This is a genomic window from Streptomyces sp. HD (assembly GCF_028369295.1).
Classification (GTDB): domain Bacteria; phylum Actinomycetota; class Actinomycetes; order Streptomycetales; family Streptomycetaceae; genus Streptomyces.
In genome coordinates, this window is the sequence record NZ_JAQMYP010000008.1 from 101014 (window position 1) to 121873 (window position 20860).

The following is a 20860-nucleotide window of genomic DNA, read 5'->3' on the forward strand; positions in this document are numbered from 1 at the left end:
GGCAGGACGCTAGCCGCCAACCCCCCGTTCCAGCAGCAATCCCCGCTATTCCAGCAGCCGTTGCCGGATCAGCTCCATCACTTCCGCGCGGCTGCGTTTGCCGTTGTCGGCGGCGTTGAGGTGGTTGCCGATGCGCACGGAGACGGCGAGCAGGCAGCGGACCTCGACCTCGTCCTCGTCGGGGCAGAAGGAGGAGAACAGGGAACGCAGGTAGTCCATACGGCGGTTGTCGACGCGGCGCAGACGTTCGGCGACGGCCGGGTCGCGGCGGGCCCAGTCGCGGATCGCCATGTCGGCGGTGACGCCGCGCACCGGACCGTCGGTGGCGGCGGCGACCAGGGTGAACAGCCGCTCCAGCCTGGTCCGGGCGTCTCCGCCGCCGCTCTCCACCTGTTCGATCACGCTCTCGGTGACCTCGTGCTCCCAGGTGTCGAGCATCTCGGTGAGCAGTGCTCCACGGTTGCGGAAGTACCCGTAGAAGCCGCCCTTGCTGACACCCAGGGACTGCGCCAGCACCTCGATCCGGACGGCCTCGGGGCCGCCCGCGACGAGTGCCCGCAGGCCTTCCTCGATCCACTTGCCCCGTGGCGTGCGGGTCGCGCCCATGGTGTGTGCCTCCTCACGTCCGCACCCGCCGAGTATACGGTGGCGTATAGATGGGTCTACGCTCGATCTATACGCCACCGTATAGATCGCCGTATAGATCGCCGTAGGGATATAGGGATAGGGGCCTCTCATGCGACTTCCCCGGACCGCCCACACAGACCGCCCCTGGCGGATCCATGAGATCGCCGGCGACTTCACGGTCGAGGACGTGTGGGCCCTGCCCACCCCCGGCGGCCCCGACGACCTGGTGTGGCTCGTGCGCCAGTTCGCCGACGGAATGGGCGGCGGGGTGAAGGGGGACGGCCTCGTCTCCCGAGCGCTCTTCACGGTCCGCTGGAAGCTCGGCGCACTGCTCGGCTGGGACAAGCCCGGCAGCGGCGTCGGAACCCGCCTGCCCTCCCTCCGCGACCGGCTGCCGGCGGACCTTCGCGACGGCCCCCGGGGTCCCGACCTCGGCTCGTCCCCGTTCACCTCCCTCTACCAGCGGGACGACGAATGGGCCGCCGAGATGGGCAACAAGACCGTGCACGCGGTGATGCACATCGGCTGGGTCCCGGACGCGTCCGGCGGCCACCGAGGCCAGATGGCCGTACTGGTGAAGCCGAACGGCCTGTTCGGGGCGCTCTACATGGCCGCCATCAAGCCCTTCCGGTACATCGGGGTGTACCCGGCCCTCATGCGCTCCATCGGCCGCGAGTGGGAGGCGAACGCCGCCCGGCGGAGGGCCCCGATGTAGCATCAACTCCCTGTCGGAAGCGACGAGTTCGCACCCCGGGGACGGTGTCCGTGAAGGTTTTGCTGGTGGCCGCGAATCCGCTGGACACCGGACGGCTGGCCCTCGACGAGGAGATGCGGCTGATCCAGGAGCGGACGGCGCAGAGCCCCTACGCCGCCGAGATCGAGTTCGTGCCGGTCTGGGCCGCGCGTGCCGACGATCTGCTGCGGGAGATCAACCGGCACGCCCCGACCGTGCTGCACTTCTCCGGACACAGTTCGCTGAACGCCATCGACCTGGTCGGCAACGACAGGCGGGCGAAGCCGGTGTCACGGGAGGCCGTTCTGCGGCTGCTCGGGCTCGATGCCGCGCGCTCGGTCAGGGTCGTGCTGCTGAACTCCTGCTACTCGGCCGAGATGGCCAAGGACATCGCACGCCGCGGACGGTGCGCCGTCGGCACGATCGAACGCTGGGGGGACGAGCAGGCCGCCCTGTTCTCAGCCTCCTTCTACCGGGCGCTCGGGTTCGGCGCGACCCTGAAGGAGGCCGTTGAGCAGGGATGCACTTCCGTCCTGCTGGAGGGCTACACCGGCGCGGACGACATACGGCTGCATGGCGACGAGGCGGACGACCCAGGCGGCTCTGGCGATGACGTCTCGGCCATGCGGTTGGCCGGTCCGCTGGCCCGTGCGCGGCACAGTACTCATGACGGCGCTGCCCATGACGATCGAACGGCAGAGCCGATCCCCCTCTTCAACGAGAGCGAGTGCGCCGACTTCGTGACGAGATTCCTGGCGGGCGCGCGGTCGGCGGCGTTGACCTACCTGGACGTCGACGGGCTGCTGGGCATCAACGACGTCTACGGCGAGCACGTCGGCGACCTGGTGATTCGCCGGTGCAGTGAAATGGTCGCCGCACACAGCGCCGAGTCCGCCGCCCTGTGCCGCCTCAGAGGTGATCAGTACGTCGTCGTGGAGCGGGACGTCGACGCCCCGTCGGCCGAGAAACGGGCCGGGAAGCTGGTCGCGAGGATACGGCGGCACAAGTGGTCGCACCTCTCCAGGGATCTCCACGTGAGCGCCACCGGCTCCATCGCGCACTGGCACGGCGTGGCGGAGGACGCCCCAAGCCTGATCCTGCGTGCCGTGCTGGGCGTCAAGGAGGCCAAGGTCCGGCACCGCGCCTCGCTCGCGGCGGCGCCCCTCGCACTGCCCGAGCTCGGCGGCGACTTCGAGCGGGAGAGGGACAAGCTCCTGCACCTCTCCTCGTATCTGTCGTCCGACGAGAGGCGAAGCATGAGACGGGACACAGAAGCCCAGCTGGAGCAGAGACGGGCGCGGCCCCGCTTCTGACGACCGCGCCCTCTTCCGCGCCGTCCACGACCAGTACCACACGGCCGTGTGGGTCGCGGGCCCGTTCGGCCTGGGCCGCACGCGTCAGCACTGTCTCGAATCCCTCAGGGGTGCAGCGCCGTTCCGGGAGCAAGTTATTGGGGGCCAGGTCCCACAGTTCGTAGTGTTTGATCAACTGTGCGGCCAGATTCTGCAGTCCGACCCGGACGGTTTCCCCCGGGAGTAGCGGACGAAATGATGGAACCAGCCGCGCTCGCGTACCAGAAACGCGGCGAGCGCGGACTTGCCCATACCCGCTTCTGCCTCGATCCACAGATATCCGGAATTCCGTGCGCGGAGGAATTCCTCGATCTGCCTGATCATCCATTCGGGACCGCGGCCACACCTCCCACGTACTGCTTCTCGATGTACGTGGCATGGCTGCCATCCCCGAGAGCGGCCGCCTTCACGTCTCCCCCGGCCGCCGGCGAGCGTTCCCCGCTCGCCTCCACTCACTTCTCGTCTCGCCCCAGGCCAGGACGGTAACTGCACCTCTGGTGCAGGAGTACTACTTCCCGTACATCTCCTCGACCTCCCCCGCGAAGTCCCGCAACACCGCATCCCGGCGCAGTTTCATCGACGGTGTCAGGTGGCCGTCCATCTCCGTGAAGTCGGTCGGGAGGATCGCGAAGCGGCGGATGGATTCCGGGCGGGAGACGAGTTTGTTGGCCTCGTCCACGGCGCGTTGCAGGATGGCTCGCAACTCGTCGTCGGTGACGAGGAGTTCGGCGGGGACCGAGTGTTTGCCGTTCATGCGGCGCCAGTGGGAGACGCCGTCCATGTCCAGGGTGATCAGCGCGGAGACGTAAGGGCGGCGGTCGCCCAGGACGATGCACTGGGAGATGAGGGGGTGCGAGCGGAGCCAGTTCTCCAGAGGCGCGGGGGCCACGCTCTTGCCGCCGGCCGTGATCAGCATCTCCTTCTTGCGGCCGGTGATCGTCAGGTAGCCCTCGTCGTCGAGTTCGCCGATGTCGCCGGTCGGCAGCCAGCCGTCCGCCGCCGCGGGGACGACGCCGCCCGCCGCCGGGTCCCAGTAGCCGCGCAGCACCTGCTCGCCGCCGATCAGGATCTCGCCGTCCGCGGCGATCCGGATCCTGGTGCCGGGCAGCGGCCAGCCGACGGTGCCCAGGCGGGGCTTGAGCGGGGGCGTCACGGTCGCCGCGCCCGTCGTCTCCGTGAGGCCGTAGCCCTCGTAGATCTCGATGCCCGCACCGGCGTAGAACGCGGCCAGGCGACGGCCAAGCGGTGAGCCGCCGCAGATCGCGTACTTCACCCTGCCGCCCATGGCGTTGCGGATACGGCGGTAGACGAGCGGGTCGTAGAAGGCGCGGGCCGTCTTCAGTGCCGTGCCGGGGCCGCCACCCGCCCCCGCCGTCCGGGCCTCCAGTGCCTCGCCGTAGCGCTCGGCGACCGATGCCGCACGGTCGAAGGACGTCACCCGGCCGCCCGTCTCGGCCTTGGCGCGGGCGGAGTTGAAGACCTTCTCCAGCATGTAGGGGATGGTGAGGAGGCAGGTGGGACGGAAGGCCGCCAGATCGGGGAGCAGGTCCTCCGCCTTGAGGCTCGGCGCGTGGCCCAGGCGGACCCGGGCCCGGATACAGGCCACCGCCACCATGCGGCCGAAGACGTGCGACATGGGGAGGAAGAGCAGCACCGACGCCTCTTCACTCGTTCGCGTCTTGAAGATCGGGTAGAGCAGCTCGATGGCGTTGTCCACCTCGGCGAAGAAATTGCCGTGCGTCAGCGCGCAGCCCTTGGGGCGGCCCGTCGTGCCGGAGGTGTAGATGAGCGTCGCCAGCGTGTCCGGCGCCAGCATTCCGCGCCGTACGCCCACCTCCCCCTCCGGCTGCTGGGCGCCGAACTCCGCCAGCCGCTCCACATGGCCCTTCTCCATCACCCACATGTGGCGCAGATCGGGCACCCGGTGCAGTTCGGGGCCGAGGGCGGCCGCCTGGGCCGCGGTCTCCGTGACCAGGGCGACCGCGCCCGAGTCCTGGAGGATCCAGCGGGTCTGGAAGACGGACGAGGTGGGGTAGACGGGCACCGTGACGAGGCCGGCCGCCCACGCCCCGAAGTCGAGGAGCGTCCACTCGTAGCGCGTGCGGGCCATGACGGCGATCCGGTCCCCCGGCATCAGCCCCTCGGCGATCAGCCCCTTCGCCACCGCCTGCACCTGATCGGCGAACTGAGTCGCCGTCACGTCCGACCACTGCCCGTCCTCGCCCTTACGGCTGAGCACCACCGCACCCGGAACCGCGCTCGCGTTGTCGAACGGCAGGTCCGCGAGCGACCCATGGGTCACCGGGGGCGCGAACGGCGGTACGAACGCCTCCCGTACCGCCCCGTCCAGCCGTCGCGTCTCGGGCTGGACCAGGGTCGGCCCGGGAGCGTCGTCGAAGGCGGCCGAGGGGGCGAAGGAAGGAAGCGGGGTGGACACGGGCGGCTCCTGCGGCGGGCGTGCAGCGAAGAAACTGCTTGCTGCATGACGTACGTGCCTCGCGCACCGTGGCGTTCATCTGCGGAGGCCTGCGGAACAGTGTTACCGCTGGTTAGGCAGGTGATCGTACGGCTCCGGCGTGTGGGCCTTGTGCGCGTTCGGCGGTGGTCCGGGGCCGGGTATGTGCAACGTCGGGGGTTATGTGAGGGCCACTCAGCTTCGCCTCACCATCCCCTTACCTTCGCTCCGGACAGCCGTCACGTCCACCCCACGACGACCGTCAGGTCCGTTCCAGGACAGCTCTCCCATCCGTCCCAGGACAGCCGTCCCATCCACTCCAGCACAGCCGTCACGCCCGCTCCAGCACAGCCGTCACGCCCTGCCCTCCCGCCGCACAGACCGAGATCAGCCCGCGGCCCGAACCGCCCTTCTCCGCCAGCAGCTTGGCCAGCGTCGCCACGATCCGTGCCCCCGTCGCCGCGAAGGGATGACCGGTGGCCAGGGACGATCCGGCCACGTTCAGCCGGGCGCGGTCCACGGGCGCGAGCCCCCGCTTCTCCCACGCCGCCAGCGTGGCCAGCACCTGGGACGCGAAGGCCTCGTGGATCTCGACGAAGTCGAAGTCGGAGAGGGCGAGTTCGGACCGCTCCAGCATGCGCGGGACGGCATACGCCGGCGCCATCAGCAGCCCGTCCTCACCGTCCGCCACATCACCGCGCACGAAGTCCACGGCCGCCGTCTCGTAGGCGGTGAGGTAGGCGAGCGGCTCCAGCCCTCTGCTCGCCGCCCACTCCTCGCTCGCCAGCAGCACGACCGCCGCCCCGTCCGTCAGCGGCGTCGAGTTGCCCGCCGTCATGGTGGGGCCCGGCCGGTCGAGGCCGAACACCGGCTTCAGCGCGGCCAGTTTCTCCGGCGTCGAACCGGGGCGGAGATTCTGGTCGCGCTCCAGGCCGCGGAAGGGCACGACCAGATCCTGGAGGAAGCCGCGCTCGTACGCCGCCGCCAGCCGCTGGTGACTCGTCGCCGCCAGCTCGTCCTGGGCCTCTCGGGTGATGCCCCAGGCGTGGGCGGTGACGGCGGCGTGCTCACCCATGGAGAGCTTGGTGCGGGGCTCGGCGTTGCGGGGGATGTCGGGGACGAGGTGGCCGGGCCGGACGCGGGCCAGCGCCTTGACCCGGCCGCCCAGGGACTTCGCCCGCCGTGCCTCCAGCAGGATCCGGCGCAGCTCGTCGTTGACGCCGAGGGGTGCGTCGCTCGCCGTGTCCGCGCCGCCCGCGATCGCCGACTCGGTCTGGCCCAGTGCGATCTTGTTGGCGGCGGCGATGACGGCCTGGAGACCGGTGCCGCAGGCCTGCTGGATGTCGTACGCGGGCGTGCGCGCGTCCAGCTTCGAGCCGAGGACCGTCTCGCGGGCGAGATTGAAGTCCCGGCTGTGCTTGAGCACGGCCCCGGCGACCAGTTCCCCGACCGCGCCCGCATCGCCGAGCCCGTACCGCTCGACCAGGCCGTCGACCACCGCGGTGAGCATGTCCTGGTTGGACGCGGTGGCGTACGGACCGTCGGAGCGGGCGAACGGGATACGCGTGCCGCCGATGATCGCGACGCGCCGTACCGCCGGGGCCAACAGCGTGCTCATCTCCACCCACTCCTCACGTCACGATGCCCTTACCTCCGGTAACCTTACTCCGGAGTCAGTTCTGCAGCGCACTGGGAGTCGCACATGGCCGACCGCTATCTGAGCTTCACCGGCACCACACCCGGCCGCTTCCTCACCCGCCGTCTCGGATTGCCCCAGCCCTCGCCACTGAAACGCTGGTCGGCCGAGCGACCCTCGCTGCCGGGCGACCGGCTGCTGCTCACGGCCGGCAAGTCGGACCTGGACCTGACGTCGGCGAACCTCGACCTGACGGCGTCCTCCGAGAAGCCCGCCGCCGTCGTCCTGGACGCCACCGGAGTCCGGGACGTCGACACGCTCGCCGAAGTCCACGCCGCCCTCCGCCCCGTCGTACGGTCCGTCGCCGAGAGCGGCCGGATCGTCGTGCTCGGCGCGCCCCTCGACCCCGCCGACCATCACCAGGCTGCCGTCCAGCAGGCCCTGGAGGGCTTCACCCGCTCCCTCGGCAAGGAGGTCGGCCGGGGCAGGACCGTGAATCTCGTCCGGCTGACGGACGCACACGCCGCCGAGTCGACCCTCCGCTTCCTCCTCTCCCCCAAGTCGGCTTACGTCAGTGGGCAGGTCATCGAGGTGGGTGCGGCCGAGGTGGGCGGCTCGGCCGAGGTGGGTCCGGTCGAGACGGGCTCGGCCGAGGTGGGTCCGGTCGAGACGGGCTCGGCCGAGGGGGAGGCCTCCGAGACGGGCTCGGCTCAGTCCGCAGACGCCGCGTCCGGCGCCCCCGCTCGCTCCCTGACCAGCCCCGGCCCCTCCCCCTACGACCCCGATCGCCCCCTGGCCGGCCGCACGGCCCTGGTCACCGGCGCCGCGCGCGGCATCGGGGAGGCCGTCGCCGAGACGCTGGCCAGGGACGGGGCCCGGGTCGTCGTACTCGACGTGCCGCAGGCCGAGCAGGACGCCCGGCGCGTGGCCGACCGGCTCGGCGGCACCGCCCTCGCGCTCGACATCACCGCACCCGACGCCGGTGAACGCATCGCGGCCGCGCTGCCCGACGGGATCGACGTCCTGGTCCACAACGCCGGGATCACCCGCGACCGACGGCTGGTCAACATGCCCGCCGAGCGCTGGAGTTCGGTGCTGGACGTCAACCTCGCGAGCGTGCTGCGCACGACGGACACGCTGCTGGCGCGCGGGACGCTGCGGCGCGGCGGCCGGATCGTGGCGACGGCGTCGATCGCGGGGCTGGCCGGGAACGCCGGGCAGACCAACTACGGTGCGAGCAAGGCGGGCGTCGCCGGCCTGGTCCGCTCCCTCGCGCCGCGCGCGCTCGCCGAGCACGGGGTGACGGTCAACGCGGTCGCGCCGGGCTTCATCGAGACCAGGATGACCGCCGCGGTTCCGCTGTTCATCCGGGAGGCGGGGCGCCGGATGAACTCCCTCGCGCAGGGCGGAGTGCCGGTCGATGTCGCCGAGACGATCGCGTGGTTGGCGGATCCGGGCTCCGGTGCCGTCAACGGGCAGGTCGTACGGGTATGCGGCCAGAGCCTGCTGGGGGCCTGATGTCTCTCGTCCTCACGACTCCTCCTTCCCTTCCGCCCCTGCTCGCCCGGGGCGCCCTGCTCTCACTCTTCAAACGTCCCGCACCGGACGCGGAGTTCCCGCGTACCCGACTCGTGCTGGGCAATCTGCGCGTCGACCTCGCGCGCCTCGCCGCGTACGAGAGGGTGTGCGGGTTCCCCACCGGGGAGGACGCCCTGCCGGTGACGTATCCGCATGTGCTCGGCTTCCCGCTGGCGATGCGGCTGATGAGCGGCCGGGACTTCCCACTCCCCCTGCTCGGCCTCGTCCACACGTCGATCACGATCACCCAGCACCGGGCGGTCACCGCCACCGGAGAGTACGAACTCTCCGTGCACATCGACGGGTTGGCGCCGCATCGGCGCGGTACCGAGGCGGCCGTGATCACCGAGATGCGGGTCGATGACGAGGTCGTGTGGGCGTCGCGCAGCACATATCTGGCGCGGCACCGCACCCGGCAGCAGGCCACCGAGCCTGCCAGGAGTGCCGGGAGTGCCGAGCCTGCCGAGGCCGTGGCGGGAGCGAAGGAGGTCGCCGAGAAGGCACCCACGCCGCTGCCCGAGGTCGCCGAATGGCGTATCGCCGGGGATGTCGGCCGTCGCTACGGTGCCGCTTCCGGCGACCGCAACCCCATCCATCTCCACCCCCTCACCGCCCGCCTCTTCGGCTTCCCGCGTGCCATCGCGCACGGCATGTGGACGGTGGCCCGCTGCCTCGCCGCGCACGGGGTGCCCGCGCGGGCCCGGGTGGAGGCGCAGTTCAGGGCGCCGGTGCTGTTGCCGGGGACGGTGACGTACGCGGCCGACGGCGGGCGGTTCGAGCTGCGGGGCGGGTCGGCGCAGCGCCTGCACATGGCCGGGCGCGTTCATCCGCTCGTCTGAGCCGCGGCCTCCGGCGGTGTCCATGGCCGGCCGGCCATGAGGTTGCCCAGGCCCGACCACGCAAAGTTCATCAGGGTGGCCGCCGCCTCGGTCTCCGTCACGCCCGGCGTGGCGTTGGCCCAGGCGGCGAGCGACTCGGCGGCGCCGACCAGCGCCTCGGCGAGACCGGCGATCTCGCGCTCGGGCAGGTCGGGGTCGCGATGGGCCTCCCGGGCCGCCGCGAGGATCAGCTCGGTCACGAACGCCACGATCTCCGCGCGCATCACCGCGACCTCGGAGGCGAAGGGCTCCCCGTGGGTGCGGGCCTGCAGATGCAGGACGGACCAGCCGTCCGGGTTCTGCGCGGTGTGCGTGAAGAACGACCGCAGCCCGTCCCAGAGTTGCCGGTCCGCGGGCAGCTCGGGGTGGACGCCCGCCCGCACGGCCGCGGTGAGCGCGGCTGCCTCGCGGCGGATGCAGGCCGTGAACAGGTCTTCCTTCGAATTCAGGTACAGGTACACCAACGGCTTGGACACGCCCGCCAGTTCGGCGATCTCGTCCATCGACGCGGCCATGTACCCCCGCTGACCGAAGGTCCGCACGGCGGCGTCCAGCATCTGCTGCTCACGGACGGCACGCGGCATCCGCTTGGTCTTCACAGCACCCATGCCGATTAGCGTACGGGCCGGGAGGGGTGTTCCCACCCGGCCCGCTGCAACCTGCTCCTCTACTCCTCGCCGCTCACGTCGTCCACGAGCCGCGCGAGCCGCTCCGTCCGGTCCACCCACGGCTGCCCGTCGCCGGACGGCAGGGCCGTCAGCCGGGGCAGCAGCTGGGCGGTGAGCAGGGTGGACAGGGCGGAGGTGTCGGCGCCCGTGCCGTCGGTCCGGACGACCACCGGCTGCGGGGCCCTCCCGGCGAGCTTCGCGCCCACCTCCAGGCGGCGCCTGGCCAGTTCGTACTGCAGCACGGCGCGGTTGTCGCGGTAGGCCTTGGCGAGGGCGCGCTGGGCGCGGGCCTCGTTCTCGGCGGCGATCAGACCGCTGCGGCCCCGCGTCTCGATCTCGAACCGGACGCGCTGGGCGTTGGTCTCCTGCTGCTCAAGCAGCTGGGCGACCTCCTCGCGGGCCCGGTTCAGCGCGGCCTTGACCTCGACGATCCGGGCGTCCCGCACCTTCTTGGCACGCTCGATGTCCATGCCCAGCTGGTCGATCCGGCGCTTGCGGATCAGCCCCCACTCCTGGTCGTACGCGGTGCGCTCCTTGGCGATGCGCTCCCGGGTGGCCAGGTGCTGCTGGTACTGCGCCGGCAGCTGCACATCCGGGATGTTGCAGCCGGTGATGCGCACGCCGTAGCCGGAGAGCTGGCGGTTGAGGAGCTCCTGCATGTCGGCCACGTCCGAGCCGCGCAGGTCGTACGCCCGCTCGGTGCGCATCAGACGCGCCCGCTGCCGGATCGCGTCCTGTACGGCGCTGGAGAGCACCAGGTCGAAGTTGCCCGCGCCGATGGTGCGGACGAACAGCACGGCATCGGTGATGCGGAACTTCAGGAAGAACTCGATCGAGCGCAGCGGGACGTTCTCCTGCGTGGGGCAGGCCATCACCGGGGCCGAGTAGGGGATCTCGGTGGCGGTGTCGACGACGAAGTCGACGCGGGACCACGGGTGCCACAGGTAGTGGCGGCCGGCGTCCAGGGTGCGGGTGACGGCGCCGTAGCGGGTCAGCACGCCGTTGGTGCCCTGCTCGATCTCGACGATCGAGGAGCGCCACCACCACAGCGCGCCGATCAGCAGCAGGACGACACCGCCGACGTAGCAGAGGGTGGCGAGGGCGCCGTAGGCGAGGTCTCCGGCGGTCGACTCGGCGTCCGCCCCGTGCAGGGACAGCATCACGCCCATGAGCAGGGCGTACACGCCGAGCCACAGCGGCAGCATCCACCACAGACGGCGCCGGTGGCGGGGGATGATCACCGGGATCAGGGTGTCGGCCTCGCCGCCGCGCAGCAGCCGCGCGATCTCGCTCCAGGGAGCGACGGCCTCGGAGACGACCGACCTGCGGTGGGAACGGGCGGTGCTCACTGGGCGGCCTCCTCGGCGGGCTCGGTCAGGTCGGTCGGTTCGGCGCCGTCGGGTGCCTCGGCCGGGCCGGGCATCTCCGGCACGGTGGGCCGGTCGGCGGCCAGCAGCGCGCCGATCTCCGTCTCACGCGCGGCGATCCGCTCGGACACCTCGGTGAGCCGCGACCGCACGGCGGCCATGTCCTCGTCGCTGAACAGCTCCGTGCCGCGCTCGCCGACCAGTTCGCGGGCCAGCTCCAGGAAGTCGATCCCGGCGGCACCGCCGCCGTCCGATGCGCCGCCGATGCGCACCAGGCGCGGCAGATGGTCGGCGACCTGCTCCAGGGTGTCCAGCACCTGCTGCTGGTAGCGGTACTCCAGGATCTCCGGCGCCTCCGCGGCCGTCACCGCGCGGATGTCGAGGGCCTGTGCCTCCAGGAGGGCCGCGTTGGCCTTCGCCTCCGACTCGGCCTGGACGTAGCGCTGGCGGGCGAGGGCCTCGGCGCGGTTGGTCTCGCGCTCCACGGCCGTGTCCATCTGGGCCTGGTACTGGGCGATGTCGGCCTGGATCGCGGAGAGCGTCTCCAGGCTGGAGGCCAGTTCCCGGGTGAGGTCGCCCTCGTCCTGCTCCTTGCGGAGCTGGAGCGCGTACTCGTGTGTGTACGCCTCCTTGGCCACCCGCACCATCTCGGGGGCCGCCAGGTCCATGCGGTAGCGCTGGTCGGAGGGCTCGGCGTGGGTGATGTTGGCGTTGGTCAGCTCGACGGCCGGGCGGAACTGCTGGTTGAGCTGCTCCAGCAGCCGGCCGCTGTCCTCGCCGACCATGTCGTAGATACCGGCGGCCTCCTGCTCGTAGATGAGGCTGCGGATCGTCTCGCTCACGGCGTTGCTCAGCTTCTCCTCGAAGCCGCGCACCGCGCCCAGTGTGTAGACGAACTCGGTGGGGTCGCTGATCCGGAACTGGATGAACAGGTCGATCGACGCCTTCACGCCGCCCTTGGTCGGCGCCTCGCGCACCGGCGCGTTGAACGGGTACTCGATCGTGGTGTTGACGATGTACGACACCCGCTTCCACGGGCTCAGCAGCACGATCCGGCCCGGGCCGACCACCTTCTCCAGCTTGCCGAAGCGGGTGATCAGCGCCTGGCAGCCGTCCGGCACCATGACCATGCCCTGCCGCCACCAGACGAAGGCGACGGCGAGGAGGGCGATGACCCAGTAGTGCACGCCGAACAGCGGGTTGGTCAGGACGTCGTCACCCGCGGCCCCGACCAGCGCCGCGCCCACCGCGCCCAGCACGAGCAGGGTCAGCACGGGCAGCATGGAGATGATCGAGCGGCCCTTGGGGATCACCATCGGGCAGATGGCGTGCACCACCTCGCCGTTCTCGCGCACCTGCTCGCTGCGGCCGAGCGCCTCCCCCGCCTCGTCCAGCGGCACCGTCTTCTGCCGCATGACGGTGGAGGTGGTGCCGCCCTGTTCCCGGGCGGCCAGGAAGTCGGCCGGGTCGATGGCCCAGCCCTCCGCGTCGTACTCCTCGCCGGCTCCCCGGCTCCCGCGTCCGCCGGCCTGCCGTTGCAGTTCTTCCTGCGCGGCCTTCCGCGGATCGGTGCCGGAGGCGACGGCCTCGGCGACGCGTCGTGCGCCCTGCTTGGCGCGCGCTCGTGCCACGGTTCCCCCTTGTGTTCCGATGCCCGTTCGCTGCGGGTCCCACTGGTGATACACCGGTCGGCCCGATGTGGTTCCAGTCATCCCACAGCATGATCCGGACAAGGGTAGGGGGTCGCCCCGCGCAGTTATCTATCGGTATCACCGCCGGAGCCGGAAGAGCGGGCGGCGCGGGAGAGACGGCAGCGCGGGAGAGACGGTGGCGCGGCGGCCCTGCTAGGCCTGGGAAGAAGCCTGGCCCTGCGCCTTGGCGGCCTCGTCGACCGCGTCGTCCTCCTGGCTGCGGTTCGCCTCCAGGTTGGCCTTCACCCGGTCGACCTTCTGCACGATCCGCACCGAGGCGCGGTCGCGTTCCTTACGCAGGACGACGAAGCTGATCGGGGCCGAGATCAGCAGGGCGAGCAGGATGATCCACATGCCGTTGGAGGCGCCGAGGCCGCGCGGGGCGAGACCGGCGTAGACGAGGCCCCAGACGACCACGAGGCAGCCCACGAAGATTCCGAGGCGCATCAGCGTGTACCGGAGCATCTCAATCCACTCTTCCGATTCCAAAAAGGGCCACTGTCCAGTGAAGCACGGAGCGCCACCGATCTTGCAGGGGGGTTGGCGCAGCCTCAGTCGAGCGGCAGCAGCATGATCACGTCGTCGCGGTCGTCGCCCGGTGCGAGGCGGATGGCGCTGGGGATGCGGCCGACCTCCTTGTAGCCGCAGGAGCCGTAGAAGCGCTCCAGGCCGAGGCCGCCGCGGCAGGTGAGCCGTACCGCCTCGATGCCGTCGAAGGTGCGGGCGGCCTCCTCGGCGGCGGCCAGCAGGTCGCGGCCGTAGCCCTTGCCCTGGTGCCGGGGGTGCACCATCACCGTGTACAGCCACACCCAGTGCGTCATCAGCCGGTGCGTGTTGAACGTGAAGAAGGCCGTCGTGACCACGTCCCCCGCCTCGTCGTGCCCGACCAGCAGTCGGCTGCGCCCCTCGGCCATCGCCGCGAAGTGCCGCACCAGCTCCGGCCGGACCACCTCCCGGGTCACGGGCGGCACGAAGCCGACGGCTCCGCCCGCGTTGGAGACGTCGGTCCACAGGTCGAGGATGCCGTCGCGCAGGGCGGGGGTGACGGCGGGATCGAGGGTGAAAGTAAGGGACACCTGGCCATAGTAGCCATTACGCCAGCGCCCGCGCCGCCACCTTCAGATCGGCGACCAGCCCCTCGTACGCCGCCTCCCGGTCCGCGTCGTCGCGCGCCCGCAGCACCGAGGACGGATGCACCGTCGCCACCAGTCTCTCCTGCCGGCCGTGGACCTCCCGCTCCAGCACCGCCCCGCGCATCTCCCCGACCCGGAACGACGACCCCAGCAGCGCCTTCCCCGCGCTCGCGCCCAGCAGCACGATCAGCTCGGGCTTCACGACGGCCACCTCGGCGGCCAGCCAGGGACCGCACGCCGCCATCTCCCGGAGGGTCGGCGCCTTGTGGATACGGCGTTTACGGGGTTCGGCCCGGGTGAACTTGAAGTGCTTGACGGCGTTGGTGACGTAGGCGTCCGCCGGGTCGATGCCGGCCTCCGCGAGAGCCCGGTCCAGCAGCTTCCCCGCGGGGCCGACGAACGGTTTGCCCTGGCGGTCCTCCTGGTCGCCGGGCTGTTCGCCCACGAGCATGACGCGGGCGTCGGCGGTGCCCTCGCCGAACACGGTCCGGGTCGCGTCCCGGTGCAGGGGGCAGCCACGGCAGTCGGCGGCGGCGCGACGCAGGGAGGGCAGTCCGGCACGAGAAGGGACGAAGGGTTCCGCGGTGTAGGCGTCCTCGGGCGCTCGGGTGGTCACCATGGGGGCCGAGTACCCACCGTGGGCGCGGAGCCCCGGTCCCCATGCCGTCCTATGCGGTATCGCCCCGCGCCCTCAGGCGGCCGATGTGCTCACACGCGCATGGGCTGCGGGGACTCCCGACGCAGCGGGTCCGGGCCGTCGTAGTCCCGGATCACCTCGTACCGCGTGTTGCGCTCCACCGGCCGGAACCCGGCGTCCCGGATCAGGTCCAGCAGGTCCTCGCGGGTCAGCTTGTTCGGGGTGCCGTAGTTGTCCGCGTCGTGGGTGATCTTGTACTCGACGACCGAGCCGTCCATGTCGTCGGCGCCGTGCTGAAGGGCCAGCTGGGCGGTCTGGACGCCGTGCATGACCCAGAAGACCTTGACGTGCGGGACGTTGTCGAAGAGCAGACGGGAGACCGCGAAGGTCTTCAGGGCCTCGGCGCCGGTGGCCATCTGGGTACGGCCCTGGAGGCGGTTGCGTACCTTGCCGTCCTTCATGTCGACGAAGTCGTGCTGGTAGCGCAGCGGGATGAAGACCTGGAAGCCGCCGGTCTCGTCCTGGAGTTCACGCAGGCGCAGGACGTGGTCGACGCGGTGGCGCGGCTCCTCGATGTGGCCGTACAGCATGGTGCACGGGGTCTTCAGACCCTTCTCGTGCGCCAGGCGGTGGATCCGGGACCAGTCCTCCCAGTGGGTGCGGTGGTCCACGATGTGCTGACGGACCTCCCAGTCGAAGATCTCCGCGCCGCCGCCGGTCAGCGACTCCAGGCCCGCGTCGATCAGCTCGTCGAGGATCTCCGAGGCCGACAGCCCGGAGATCGTCTCGAAGTGGTGGATCTCCGTGGCCGTGAAGGCCTTCAGCGACACGTTCGGCAGGGCGGCCTTCAGCTCCCGCAGCGAGCGCGGGTAGTAGCGCCACGGGAGGTTCGGGTGCAGGCCGTTGACGATGTGGAGCTCGGTGAGGTTCTCGCCCTCCATCGCCTTGGCGAGCTTCACCGCCTCCTCGATGCGCATCGTGTACGCGTCCTTCTCGCCCGGCTTGCGCTGGAAGGAGCAGTACGCGCACGAGGCCGTGCACACGTTGGTCATGTTGAGGTGGCGGTTGACGTTGAAGTGGACCACGTCGCCGTTCTTGCGCGTACGCACCTCGTGCGCGAGGCCGCCCAGCCACGCCAGGTCGTCCGACTCGTACAGCGCGATGCCGTCCTCACGGGTCAGCCGCTCACCGGCCCTGACCTTCTCCTCCAGCTCGCGCTTGAGCCCGACGTCCATGCCCTCAACCTTTCTCCGACAGCCCTGCCAACCGTACTCCCCCACCCTTCGGGCGGGCGGTGCCCCCAGACGGCCCTGAAAGGGGCCTACGCCCTTACACCTCTTCGGGCAGCTCACCCACCCGGTTCTCCCACTTCGTGGAGAGCACGATCGTCGTACGGGTCCGGGACACGCCCTTCGTCCCGCTGAGTCGCCGGATGATCTTCTCCAGGCCGTCCACGTCCGCCGCCCGCACCTTGAGCATGTACGAGTCGTCGCCGGCGATGAACCAGCAGTCCTCGATCTCGGGCAGGTCCTTCAGCCGGCGGGCCACGTCCTCGTGGTCGACCGCGTCGGAGAGCGAGATTCCGATGAGCGCGGTGACGCCGAGGCCGAGCGAGGCGGCGTCGACGGTGGCGCGGTAACCGGTGATGACACCGGCCGCCTCCAGCCGGTTGATGCGGTCGGTGACGCTGGGTCCCGACAGGCCGACAAGGCGTCCCAGCTCCGCGTAGGAGGCCCGGCCGTTCTCCCTCAGGGCCTGGATGAGCTGCCTGTCCACCGCGTCCATGCGATTCGAAGCCTTCCGCTGAAGAGTTCCCGAAGTGAATGAGAGGTACTGCGACTTGCTCAGTTGGCGTTCATGTCGTGCGGGTTCCGCCGCCGAGTTCGCCCTTCCAGCGGCGGTAGAGTCGGTGTTCGACGCCCGCCGCGTCCAGTACGCGTCCGGCGACGAAGTCGACCAGGTCCTGGATGTGGGTGGCGCCCGCGTAGAAGGCGGGCGAGGCCGGTACGACGGTCGCTCCCGCGTCGTCCAGTGTCACGAGGTGGCGCAGCGTCTGCCCGCCCAGGGGGGTCTCCCGTACGGCGACGACGAGCTGCCGTCCCTCTTTCAGTGTCACGCTCGCCGCCCGCTGGAGCAGGTCCTTGGACAGCCCGAGGGCGACACCGGCGACGCAGGCGGTGGAGGCGGGCACGATCAGCATGCCCTTCGCGGGGTACGACCCGGAGGACGGCCCGGCGGCGAGGTCACCGGCCGCCCAGTACCGCACACCGCTGACGTCGGCGTCGAAGGTCCCGGGCTTGCCGTCGGCGCCCCGCGCGAGCCACTCCCGCAGGTCGTCCTGCCAGTGCGCGTCCCGGAACGGGATGCCCGTCTCGTCGAGCAGGGTGAGCCGCGAGGCCCGGCTGACGACCAGGTCGACGGTCTCCCCGGCGGCAAGGAGCGCGCGCAGCACGGCGGCGGCGTATGGAGTGCCGGAAGCGCCGGACACCCCTACGATCCAAGGCGTACGCGCCGTCTCTCCTGGCTTGGCTGGGTTCACGACTCCGAGCCTATCCGGCGTCGCGGGGTGGGAACCGACCAAGGGGGGCCAGGCGTTCCCGTTTGGGGATGAGTTGGACGGTGGGGTTGCCATGCGGGGTCTACGGGGTGCGGAGCGCGAAGGGTCGCGGGGTGAGCTTGCGCTGACGGCGGCCAAGCTGATGCTGGGCTGGGTGGCGCTGCTGTGGCTGCTGGAAGTGGCGGATGTGATCAGCGGGCACGCGCTGGACGGCTTCGGGATCGTCCCGCGCACCCCGTCCGAGCTGGTGGACGTGGTCCCGGCCGCCTTCATCCACTTCGGCTTCGCCCACGTGGCCGCGAACAGCGTGCCGCTGCTGGTCCTCGGCTTCCTGGCGGCGCTCGGCGGCATACGCCGGTTCGCCCTGGTCTGCGCCCTGATCGTCGTCGCCGACGGCCTGGGCGTGTGGCTGATGTCCCCGTCCGGCACCAACACCGCGGGCGCCTCCGGCCTGATCTTCGGCCTGTTCGGCTTCCTCCTGGTCACCGGCTTCGTGGAGCGCCGCCCGCTCGGCGTCCTGGTCGGCCTCCTGGTCGCCGCGATCTGGGGCGGCACCATGCTGGCAGGCCTAGCCCCGACCCAGTCCGGCATCAGCTGGCAGGGGCATCTGGTGGGGCTGGTGGCGGGGGTGACGGCGGCGTTCGTGTTCCGCCGCCGCGGGGCCGCGCCGGGTCAGGAGCTCATCGCCTAGCGGCCCGCGCCGTACCCGCCAGACCGTTCCGTACCCGTCAGAAGACCGTTCCGTACCCGTCAGACCGTCAGCCCGCGCACCAGCAGATCGAGCAGTGCGCACACGAACAGGGCGATCCCGATGAACCCGTTGACGCTGAAGAACGCCCTGTTCACACGGGACAGATCGTGCGGGCGGACGATCGAGTGCTCGTACACGAACGCGGCGGCCACGATCAGCAGGCCCAGCCAGAAGAAGGCGCCCGCGTCCGTGGCCAGGGCGTACCAGACGAACAGGGCCGTCGTGACCGTGTGGCAGACCCGCGCGCCCCAGATCGCCGCCGGGATGCCGAAGCGGGCCGGGACCGACATGACGCCGATCTCGCGGTCGGTGTCCACGTCCTGGCAGGCGTAGATCAGGTCGAAGCCGCCGATCCAGATGCCGACGGCGAGGCCGAGGATCACCGCGTCCCAGGACCAGGTGCCGGTGACGGCCAGCCAGCCGCCGACCGGGCCCATCGCCTGGGCGAGGCCCAGGATGGCCTGGGGGAAGTTCGTGAACCGTTTGCCGTAGGGGTAGACCACCATCGGGATCACGGCGATGGGGGCGAGGGCCAGGCACAGGGGGTTCAGCAGGGCCGCCGAGCCCAGGAAGATCACCAGGGCGATCAGGGCGCCCGTCCAGGCGTGCCGGACCGACATCGCGCCGGTGACCAGCTCGCGGTGCGCGGTCCGGGGGTTCCGTGCGTCGATCTCACGGTCGATGATCCGGTTGACCGCCATCGCGAAGGTGCGCAGGCCGACCATGCAGATCGTCACCAGCAGCAGCCGGCCCCAGTGGATGTTCCTGTCCCACTGGAACATCGCGGAGAGCGCGGCGATGTACGCGAAGGGCAGCGCGAACACCGAGTGCTCGATCATGACCAGGCGGAGGAACGCCTTCGTGCGTCCTGGCTGCGGAATCGCCGCGGAGGCGCTGCTCACAGGCCGTACTCCTTCCAGCGGCGGTCGACCTTCGCCGCCGTCTCGGGGTCGGACTCCACCATGTCGGGCCAGCCGCCGTCGCGGGTGTAGCCCTCCTCGGGCCACTTCTTCGTCGCGTCGATCCCGGCCTTGCCGCCCCAGAACTGCTGGTAGGAGGCGTGGTCGAGATGGTCGACGGGGCCTTCGACGACCGTGAGGTCACGGGCGTAGTCCGTGTTGCCCAGCGCCCGCCAGGAGACCTCGTGCAGATCGTGGACGTCGCAGTCGGAGTCGACGACCACGATCAGCTTGGTCAGGGACATCATGTGCGCGCCCCAGATCGCGTGCATCGTCTTCTGGGCGTGCTTGGGGTACTTCTTGTCGATCGAGACGATCGCGCAGTTGTGGAAACCGCCGGATTCCGGCAGGTGGTAGTCCACGATGTCCGGGACGATGATCTTCAGCAGGGGGAGGAAGAAGCGTTCCGTCGCACGACCCAGCGGCCCGTCCTCCGTCGGAGGCCGGCCTACGACGATCGACTGCAGCAGGGGTCGGCGGCGCATCGTCACGCAGTCGATCTTCAGCGCCGGGAACGGCTCCTGCGGCGTGTAGAAGCCGGTGTGGTCGCCGAACGGGCCCTCCGGCAGCATCTCGCCGGGCTCCAGCCAGCCCTCCAGCACGACCTCCGCCTGCGCCGGGACCTGAAGCGGAACGGTCTTGCAGTCGACCATCTCGATCCGCTTGCCCGCGACGAAGCCCGCGAACAGGTACTCGTCGATGTCACCGGGGAGCGGGGCGGTGGAGGCGTACGTCACGGCGGGCGGGCACCCGAAGGCGATCGCGACCGGCAGCCGCTCGCCCCTCCTCGCCGCCACCTGGTAGTGGTTCCGGCTGTCCTTGTGGATCTGCCAGTGCATGCCGATGGTGCGCTTGTCGTGCCGCTGGAGGCGGTACAGGCCCAGATTGCGTACGCCGCTCTCCGGGTCCTTGGTGTGGGTGAGCCCCAGGTTGAAGAAGGAGCCGCCGTCCTTGGGCCAGGTGAACAGGGCCGGCAGCCGGTCGAGGTCGACCTCGTCGCCCTGCAGCACGACCTCCTGCACCGGCGCGCTGTCCGACTTCACCTTCTTCGGCGGCACGTGCGTCATCGCGCCGAGCTTCCCGAAGGCCTCGCGGACACCGACGAAGCCGTGCGGCAGCTCGGGCCTGAGCAGCCCGCCGATCTTGTCGGAGATGTCGCCGTAGGACTTCAGGCCGAGGGCTTTCAGCAGCCGTCGGTCGGTCCCGAAGACGTTCATCGCGAGGGGCATCGAGGAGCCCTTCACGTTCTCGAAGAGCAGTGCCGGGCCGCCGGACTTCTGTACCCGGTCGACGATCTCCCCGACCTCCAGATACGGATCGACCTCAGCCTTGACGCGCTTGAGGTCGCCCTCGCGCTCCAGTGCCCTGAGCAGGGAACGAAGATCGTCGTAAGCCATGGGGTCAAGTATCCCCGAGCGGTTACCCTGGCCCTGAACCCGGGGGCCGTGCCCCCGGCACCGACGACCGTTTCGCTGGAGAGGGCCCATGCTCCGGGTGCTGATGTTCCTCGTGCCACTGGCGCTGAGCGTGTACGCGTTCATCGACTGCATCAGCACGAAGGAAGAGGACATCCGCCACATGCCCAAGCCGCTGTGGGCGATCCTCGTGCTGGTGTTCCCGCTCGTCGGCTCGATCTCCTGGCTGATCGCCGGCAAGAAGCGCAGCCCGGCCGCCGAGGGCTGGTCCGGCATACGGGACCGCCGGACCGACCGTCAGCAGTGGGTGGCCCCCGACGACAACCCCGACTTCCTGAAGTCGCTGGACGAGGACGACGACAAGAAGGACGACGGCAAGAAGTAGGGCCCGCCCCGGCTCCCCTCCTCCATCGGTCCTCAATC

Annotated in this window: 20 protein-coding genes; 6 read left to right on the top strand and 14 right to left on the bottom strand. The window is 70.6% G+C overall.

The window, feature by feature from the left end:
- Window positions 1–45: 45 nt before the first annotated feature.
- Window positions 46–606 (bottom strand): TetR/AcrR family transcriptional regulator, encoded by a 561-nt coding sequence (locus POF73_RS10575; protein ID WP_272114312.1) that lies wholly within the window; start codon window positions 604–606, stop codon window positions 46–48.
- Between the two features lie 130 nt (window positions 607–736).
- Here POF73_RS10575 and POF73_RS10580 point away from each other — a divergent pair, with 130 nt between their 5' ends.
- On the top strand, window positions 737–1342 hold the full coding sequence (locus tag POF73_RS10580) for a DUF2867 domain-containing protein (RefSeq protein ID WP_272114315.1): 606 nt from the start codon (window positions 737–739) through the stop codon (window positions 1340–1342).
- Between the two features lie 44 nt (window positions 1343–1386).
- A complete protein-coding gene (locus POF73_RS10585; protein ID WP_272114316.1) occupies window positions 1387–2673 on the top strand; it encodes a diguanylate cyclase domain-containing protein in 1287 nt (428 codons plus the stop codon).
- A 547-nt stretch (window positions 2674–3220) separates the two neighbouring features.
- On the opposite strand, the gene POF73_RS10590 is transcribed toward POF73_RS10585, so the two are convergent.
- Together POF73_RS10590 and POF73_RS10595 are read right to left on the bottom strand one after the other, a co-directional pair.
- Complete coding sequence (locus POF73_RS10590; protein ID WP_272114317.1) at window positions 3221–5149, bottom strand: AMP-dependent synthetase/ligase; 1929 nt, start codon at window positions 5147–5149, stop codon at window positions 3221–3223.
- A gap of 349 nt (window positions 5150–5498) precedes the next feature.
- Window positions 5499–6785 (bottom strand): acetyl-CoA C-acetyltransferase, encoded by a 1287-nt coding sequence (locus POF73_RS10595; protein ID WP_272114318.1) that lies wholly within the window; start codon window positions 6783–6785, stop codon window positions 5499–5501.
- A gap of 84 nt (window positions 6786–6869) precedes the next feature.
- Here POF73_RS10595 and POF73_RS10600 point away from each other — a divergent pair, with 84 nt between their 5' ends.
- On the top strand, window positions 6870–8321 hold the full coding sequence (locus POF73_RS10600; RefSeq protein ID WP_272114320.1) for a 3-oxoacyl-ACP reductase: 1452 nt from the start codon (window positions 6870–6872) through the stop codon (window positions 8319–8321).
- On the top strand, window positions 8321–9220 hold the full coding sequence (locus POF73_RS10605; RefSeq protein ID WP_272114321.1) for a MaoC/PaaZ C-terminal domain-containing protein: 900 nt from the start codon (window positions 8321–8323) through the stop codon (window positions 9218–9220). Before POF73_RS10600 ends, POF73_RS10605 begins: the two co-directional genes overlap by 1 nt.
- On the opposite strand, the gene POF73_RS10610 is transcribed toward POF73_RS10605, so the two are convergent.
- From POF73_RS10610 to POF73_RS10650, 9 genes are all read right to left on the bottom strand, one after another.
- Window positions 9205–9867: a TetR/AcrR family transcriptional regulator gene (locus POF73_RS10610; protein ID WP_272114322.1), complete on the bottom strand. Its 663-nt coding sequence runs from the start codon at window positions 9865–9867 to the stop codon at window positions 9205–9207. The genes POF73_RS10605 and POF73_RS10610 overlap by 16 nt on opposite strands.
- A 59-nt stretch (window positions 9868–9926) precedes the next feature.
- Window positions 9927–11276, bottom strand: coding sequence for an SPFH domain-containing protein (locus POF73_RS10615; RefSeq protein WP_272114323.1), 1350 nt, complete (start codon window positions 11274–11276; stop codon window positions 9927–9929).
- The gene (locus POF73_RS10620) at window positions 11273–12925 is read right to left on the bottom strand and encodes an SPFH domain-containing protein (RefSeq protein ID WP_272114325.1); all 1653 of its coding nucleotides are present in this window, start codon (window positions 12923–12925) and stop codon (window positions 11273–11275) included. Before POF73_RS10620 ends, POF73_RS10615 begins: the two co-directional genes overlap by 4 nt.
- Before the next feature lie 213 nt (window positions 12926–13138).
- Window positions 13139–13450: a DUF4229 domain-containing protein gene (locus POF73_RS10625; RefSeq protein ID WP_272114326.1), complete on the bottom strand. Its 312-nt coding sequence runs from the start codon at window positions 13448–13450 to the stop codon at window positions 13139–13141.
- Window positions 13451–13536: 86 nt separating this feature from the next.
- Entirely contained in the window at window positions 13537–14061 is a 525-nt protein-coding gene (locus POF73_RS10630) for a GNAT family N-acetyltransferase (RefSeq protein WP_272114327.1), read from the bottom strand.
- A gap of 16 nt (window positions 14062–14077) precedes the next feature.
- Window positions 14078–14737 carry a UdgX family uracil-DNA binding protein gene (locus tag POF73_RS10635; RefSeq protein WP_272114328.1) on the bottom strand — a complete coding sequence of 220 codons (660 nt, stop codon included), beginning with the start codon at window positions 14735–14737 and terminating at the stop codon, window positions 14078–14080.
- A gap of 89 nt (window positions 14738–14826) precedes the next feature.
- Entirely contained in the window at window positions 14827–15990 is a 1164-nt protein-coding gene (gene mqnE, locus POF73_RS10640; RefSeq protein ID WP_272114329.1) for an aminofutalosine synthase MqnE, read from the bottom strand.
- A 94-nt stretch (window positions 15991–16084) separates the two neighbouring features.
- Window positions 16085–16540 (bottom strand): Lrp/AsnC family transcriptional regulator, encoded by a 456-nt coding sequence (locus POF73_RS10645; protein ID WP_272114330.1) that lies wholly within the window; start codon window positions 16538–16540, stop codon window positions 16085–16087.
- Window positions 16541–16610: 70 nt separating this feature from the next.
- Window positions 16611–17294 carry a UbiX family flavin prenyltransferase gene (locus POF73_RS10650; RefSeq protein WP_272114331.1) on the bottom strand — a complete coding sequence of 228 codons (684 nt, stop codon included), beginning with the start codon at window positions 17292–17294 and terminating at the stop codon, window positions 16611–16613.
- Window positions 17295–17385: 91 nt separating this feature from the next.
- On the opposite strand from POF73_RS10650, the gene POF73_RS10655 reads away from it, so the two are divergent.
- Window positions 17386–18003 carry a rhomboid family intramembrane serine protease gene (locus POF73_RS10655; RefSeq protein WP_272114332.1) on the top strand — a complete coding sequence of 206 codons (618 nt, stop codon included), beginning with the start codon at window positions 17386–17388 and terminating at the stop codon, window positions 18001–18003.
- Between the two features lie 59 nt (window positions 18004–18062).
- On the opposite strand, the gene mqnP is transcribed toward POF73_RS10655, so the two are convergent.
- Window positions 18063–18965 (bottom strand): menaquinone biosynthesis prenyltransferase MqnP, encoded by a 903-nt coding sequence (gene mqnP, locus POF73_RS10660; RefSeq protein ID WP_272114333.1) that lies wholly within the window; start codon window positions 18963–18965, stop codon window positions 18063–18065.
- Entirely contained in the window at window positions 18962–20419 is a 1458-nt protein-coding gene (locus POF73_RS10665; RefSeq protein ID WP_272114334.1) for a menaquinone biosynthesis decarboxylase, read from the bottom strand. Before POF73_RS10665 ends, mqnP begins: the two co-directional genes overlap by 4 nt.
- Window positions 20420–20507: 88 nt before the next feature.
- Here POF73_RS10665 and POF73_RS10670 point away from each other — a divergent pair, with 88 nt between their 5' ends.
- Window positions 20508–20822: a PLD nuclease N-terminal domain-containing protein gene (locus POF73_RS10670; RefSeq protein ID WP_272114335.1), complete on the top strand. Its 315-nt coding sequence runs from the start codon at window positions 20508–20510 to the stop codon at window positions 20820–20822.
- Window positions 20823–20860: the final 38 nt, after the last annotated feature.

Bases quoted from the DNA above. Each gene is read 5' to 3' on its own strand.
- POF73_RS10610 (WP_272114322.1), bottom strand. From the start codon at position 9,867: ATGGGTGCTGTGAAGACCAAGCGGATGCCGCGTGCCGTCCGTGAGCAG.
- POF73_RS10670 (WP_272114335.1), top strand. From the start codon at position 20,508: ATGCTCCGGGTGCTGATGTTCCTCGTGCCACTGGCGCTGAGCGTGTAC.
- POF73_RS10655 (WP_272114332.1), top strand. From the start codon at position 17,386: ATGCGGGGTCTACGGGGTGCGGAGCGCGAAGGGTCGCGGGGTGAGCTT.
- POF73_RS10580 (WP_272114315.1), top strand. From the start codon at position 737: ATGCGACTTCCCCGGACCGCCCACACAGACCGCCCCTGGCGGATCCAT.
- POF73_RS10645 (WP_272114330.1), bottom strand. From the start codon at position 16,540: ATGGACGCGGTGGACAGGCAGCTCATCCAGGCCCTGAGGGAGAACGGC.
- POF73_RS10575 (WP_272114312.1), bottom strand. From the start codon at position 606: ATGGGCGCGACCCGCACGCCACGGGGCAAGTGGATCGAGGAAGGCCTG.
- POF73_RS10595 (WP_272114318.1), bottom strand. From the start codon at position 6,785: ATGAGCACGCTGTTGGCCCCGGCGGTACGGCGCGTCGCGATCATCGGC.
- POF73_RS10625 (WP_272114326.1), bottom strand. From the start codon at position 13,450: ATGCTCCGGTACACGCTGATGCGCCTCGGAATCTTCGTGGGCTGCCTC.
- POF73_RS10635 (WP_272114328.1), bottom strand. From the start codon at position 14,737: ATGGTGACCACCCGAGCGCCCGAGGACGCCTACACCGCGGAACCCTTC.
- POF73_RS10605 (WP_272114321.1), top strand. From the start codon at position 8,321: ATGTCTCTCGTCCTCACGACTCCTCCTTCCCTTCCGCCCCTGCTCGCC.
- POF73_RS10600 (WP_272114320.1), top strand. From the start codon at position 6,870: ATGGCCGACCGCTATCTGAGCTTCACCGGCACCACACCCGGCCGCTTC.
- mqnE (WP_272114329.1), bottom strand. From the start codon at position 15,990: ATGGACGTCGGGCTCAAGCGCGAGCTGGAGGAGAAGGTCAGGGCCGGT.
- POF73_RS10665 (WP_272114334.1), bottom strand. From the start codon at position 20,419: ATGGCTTACGACGATCTTCGTTCCCTGCTCAGGGCACTGGAGCGCGAG.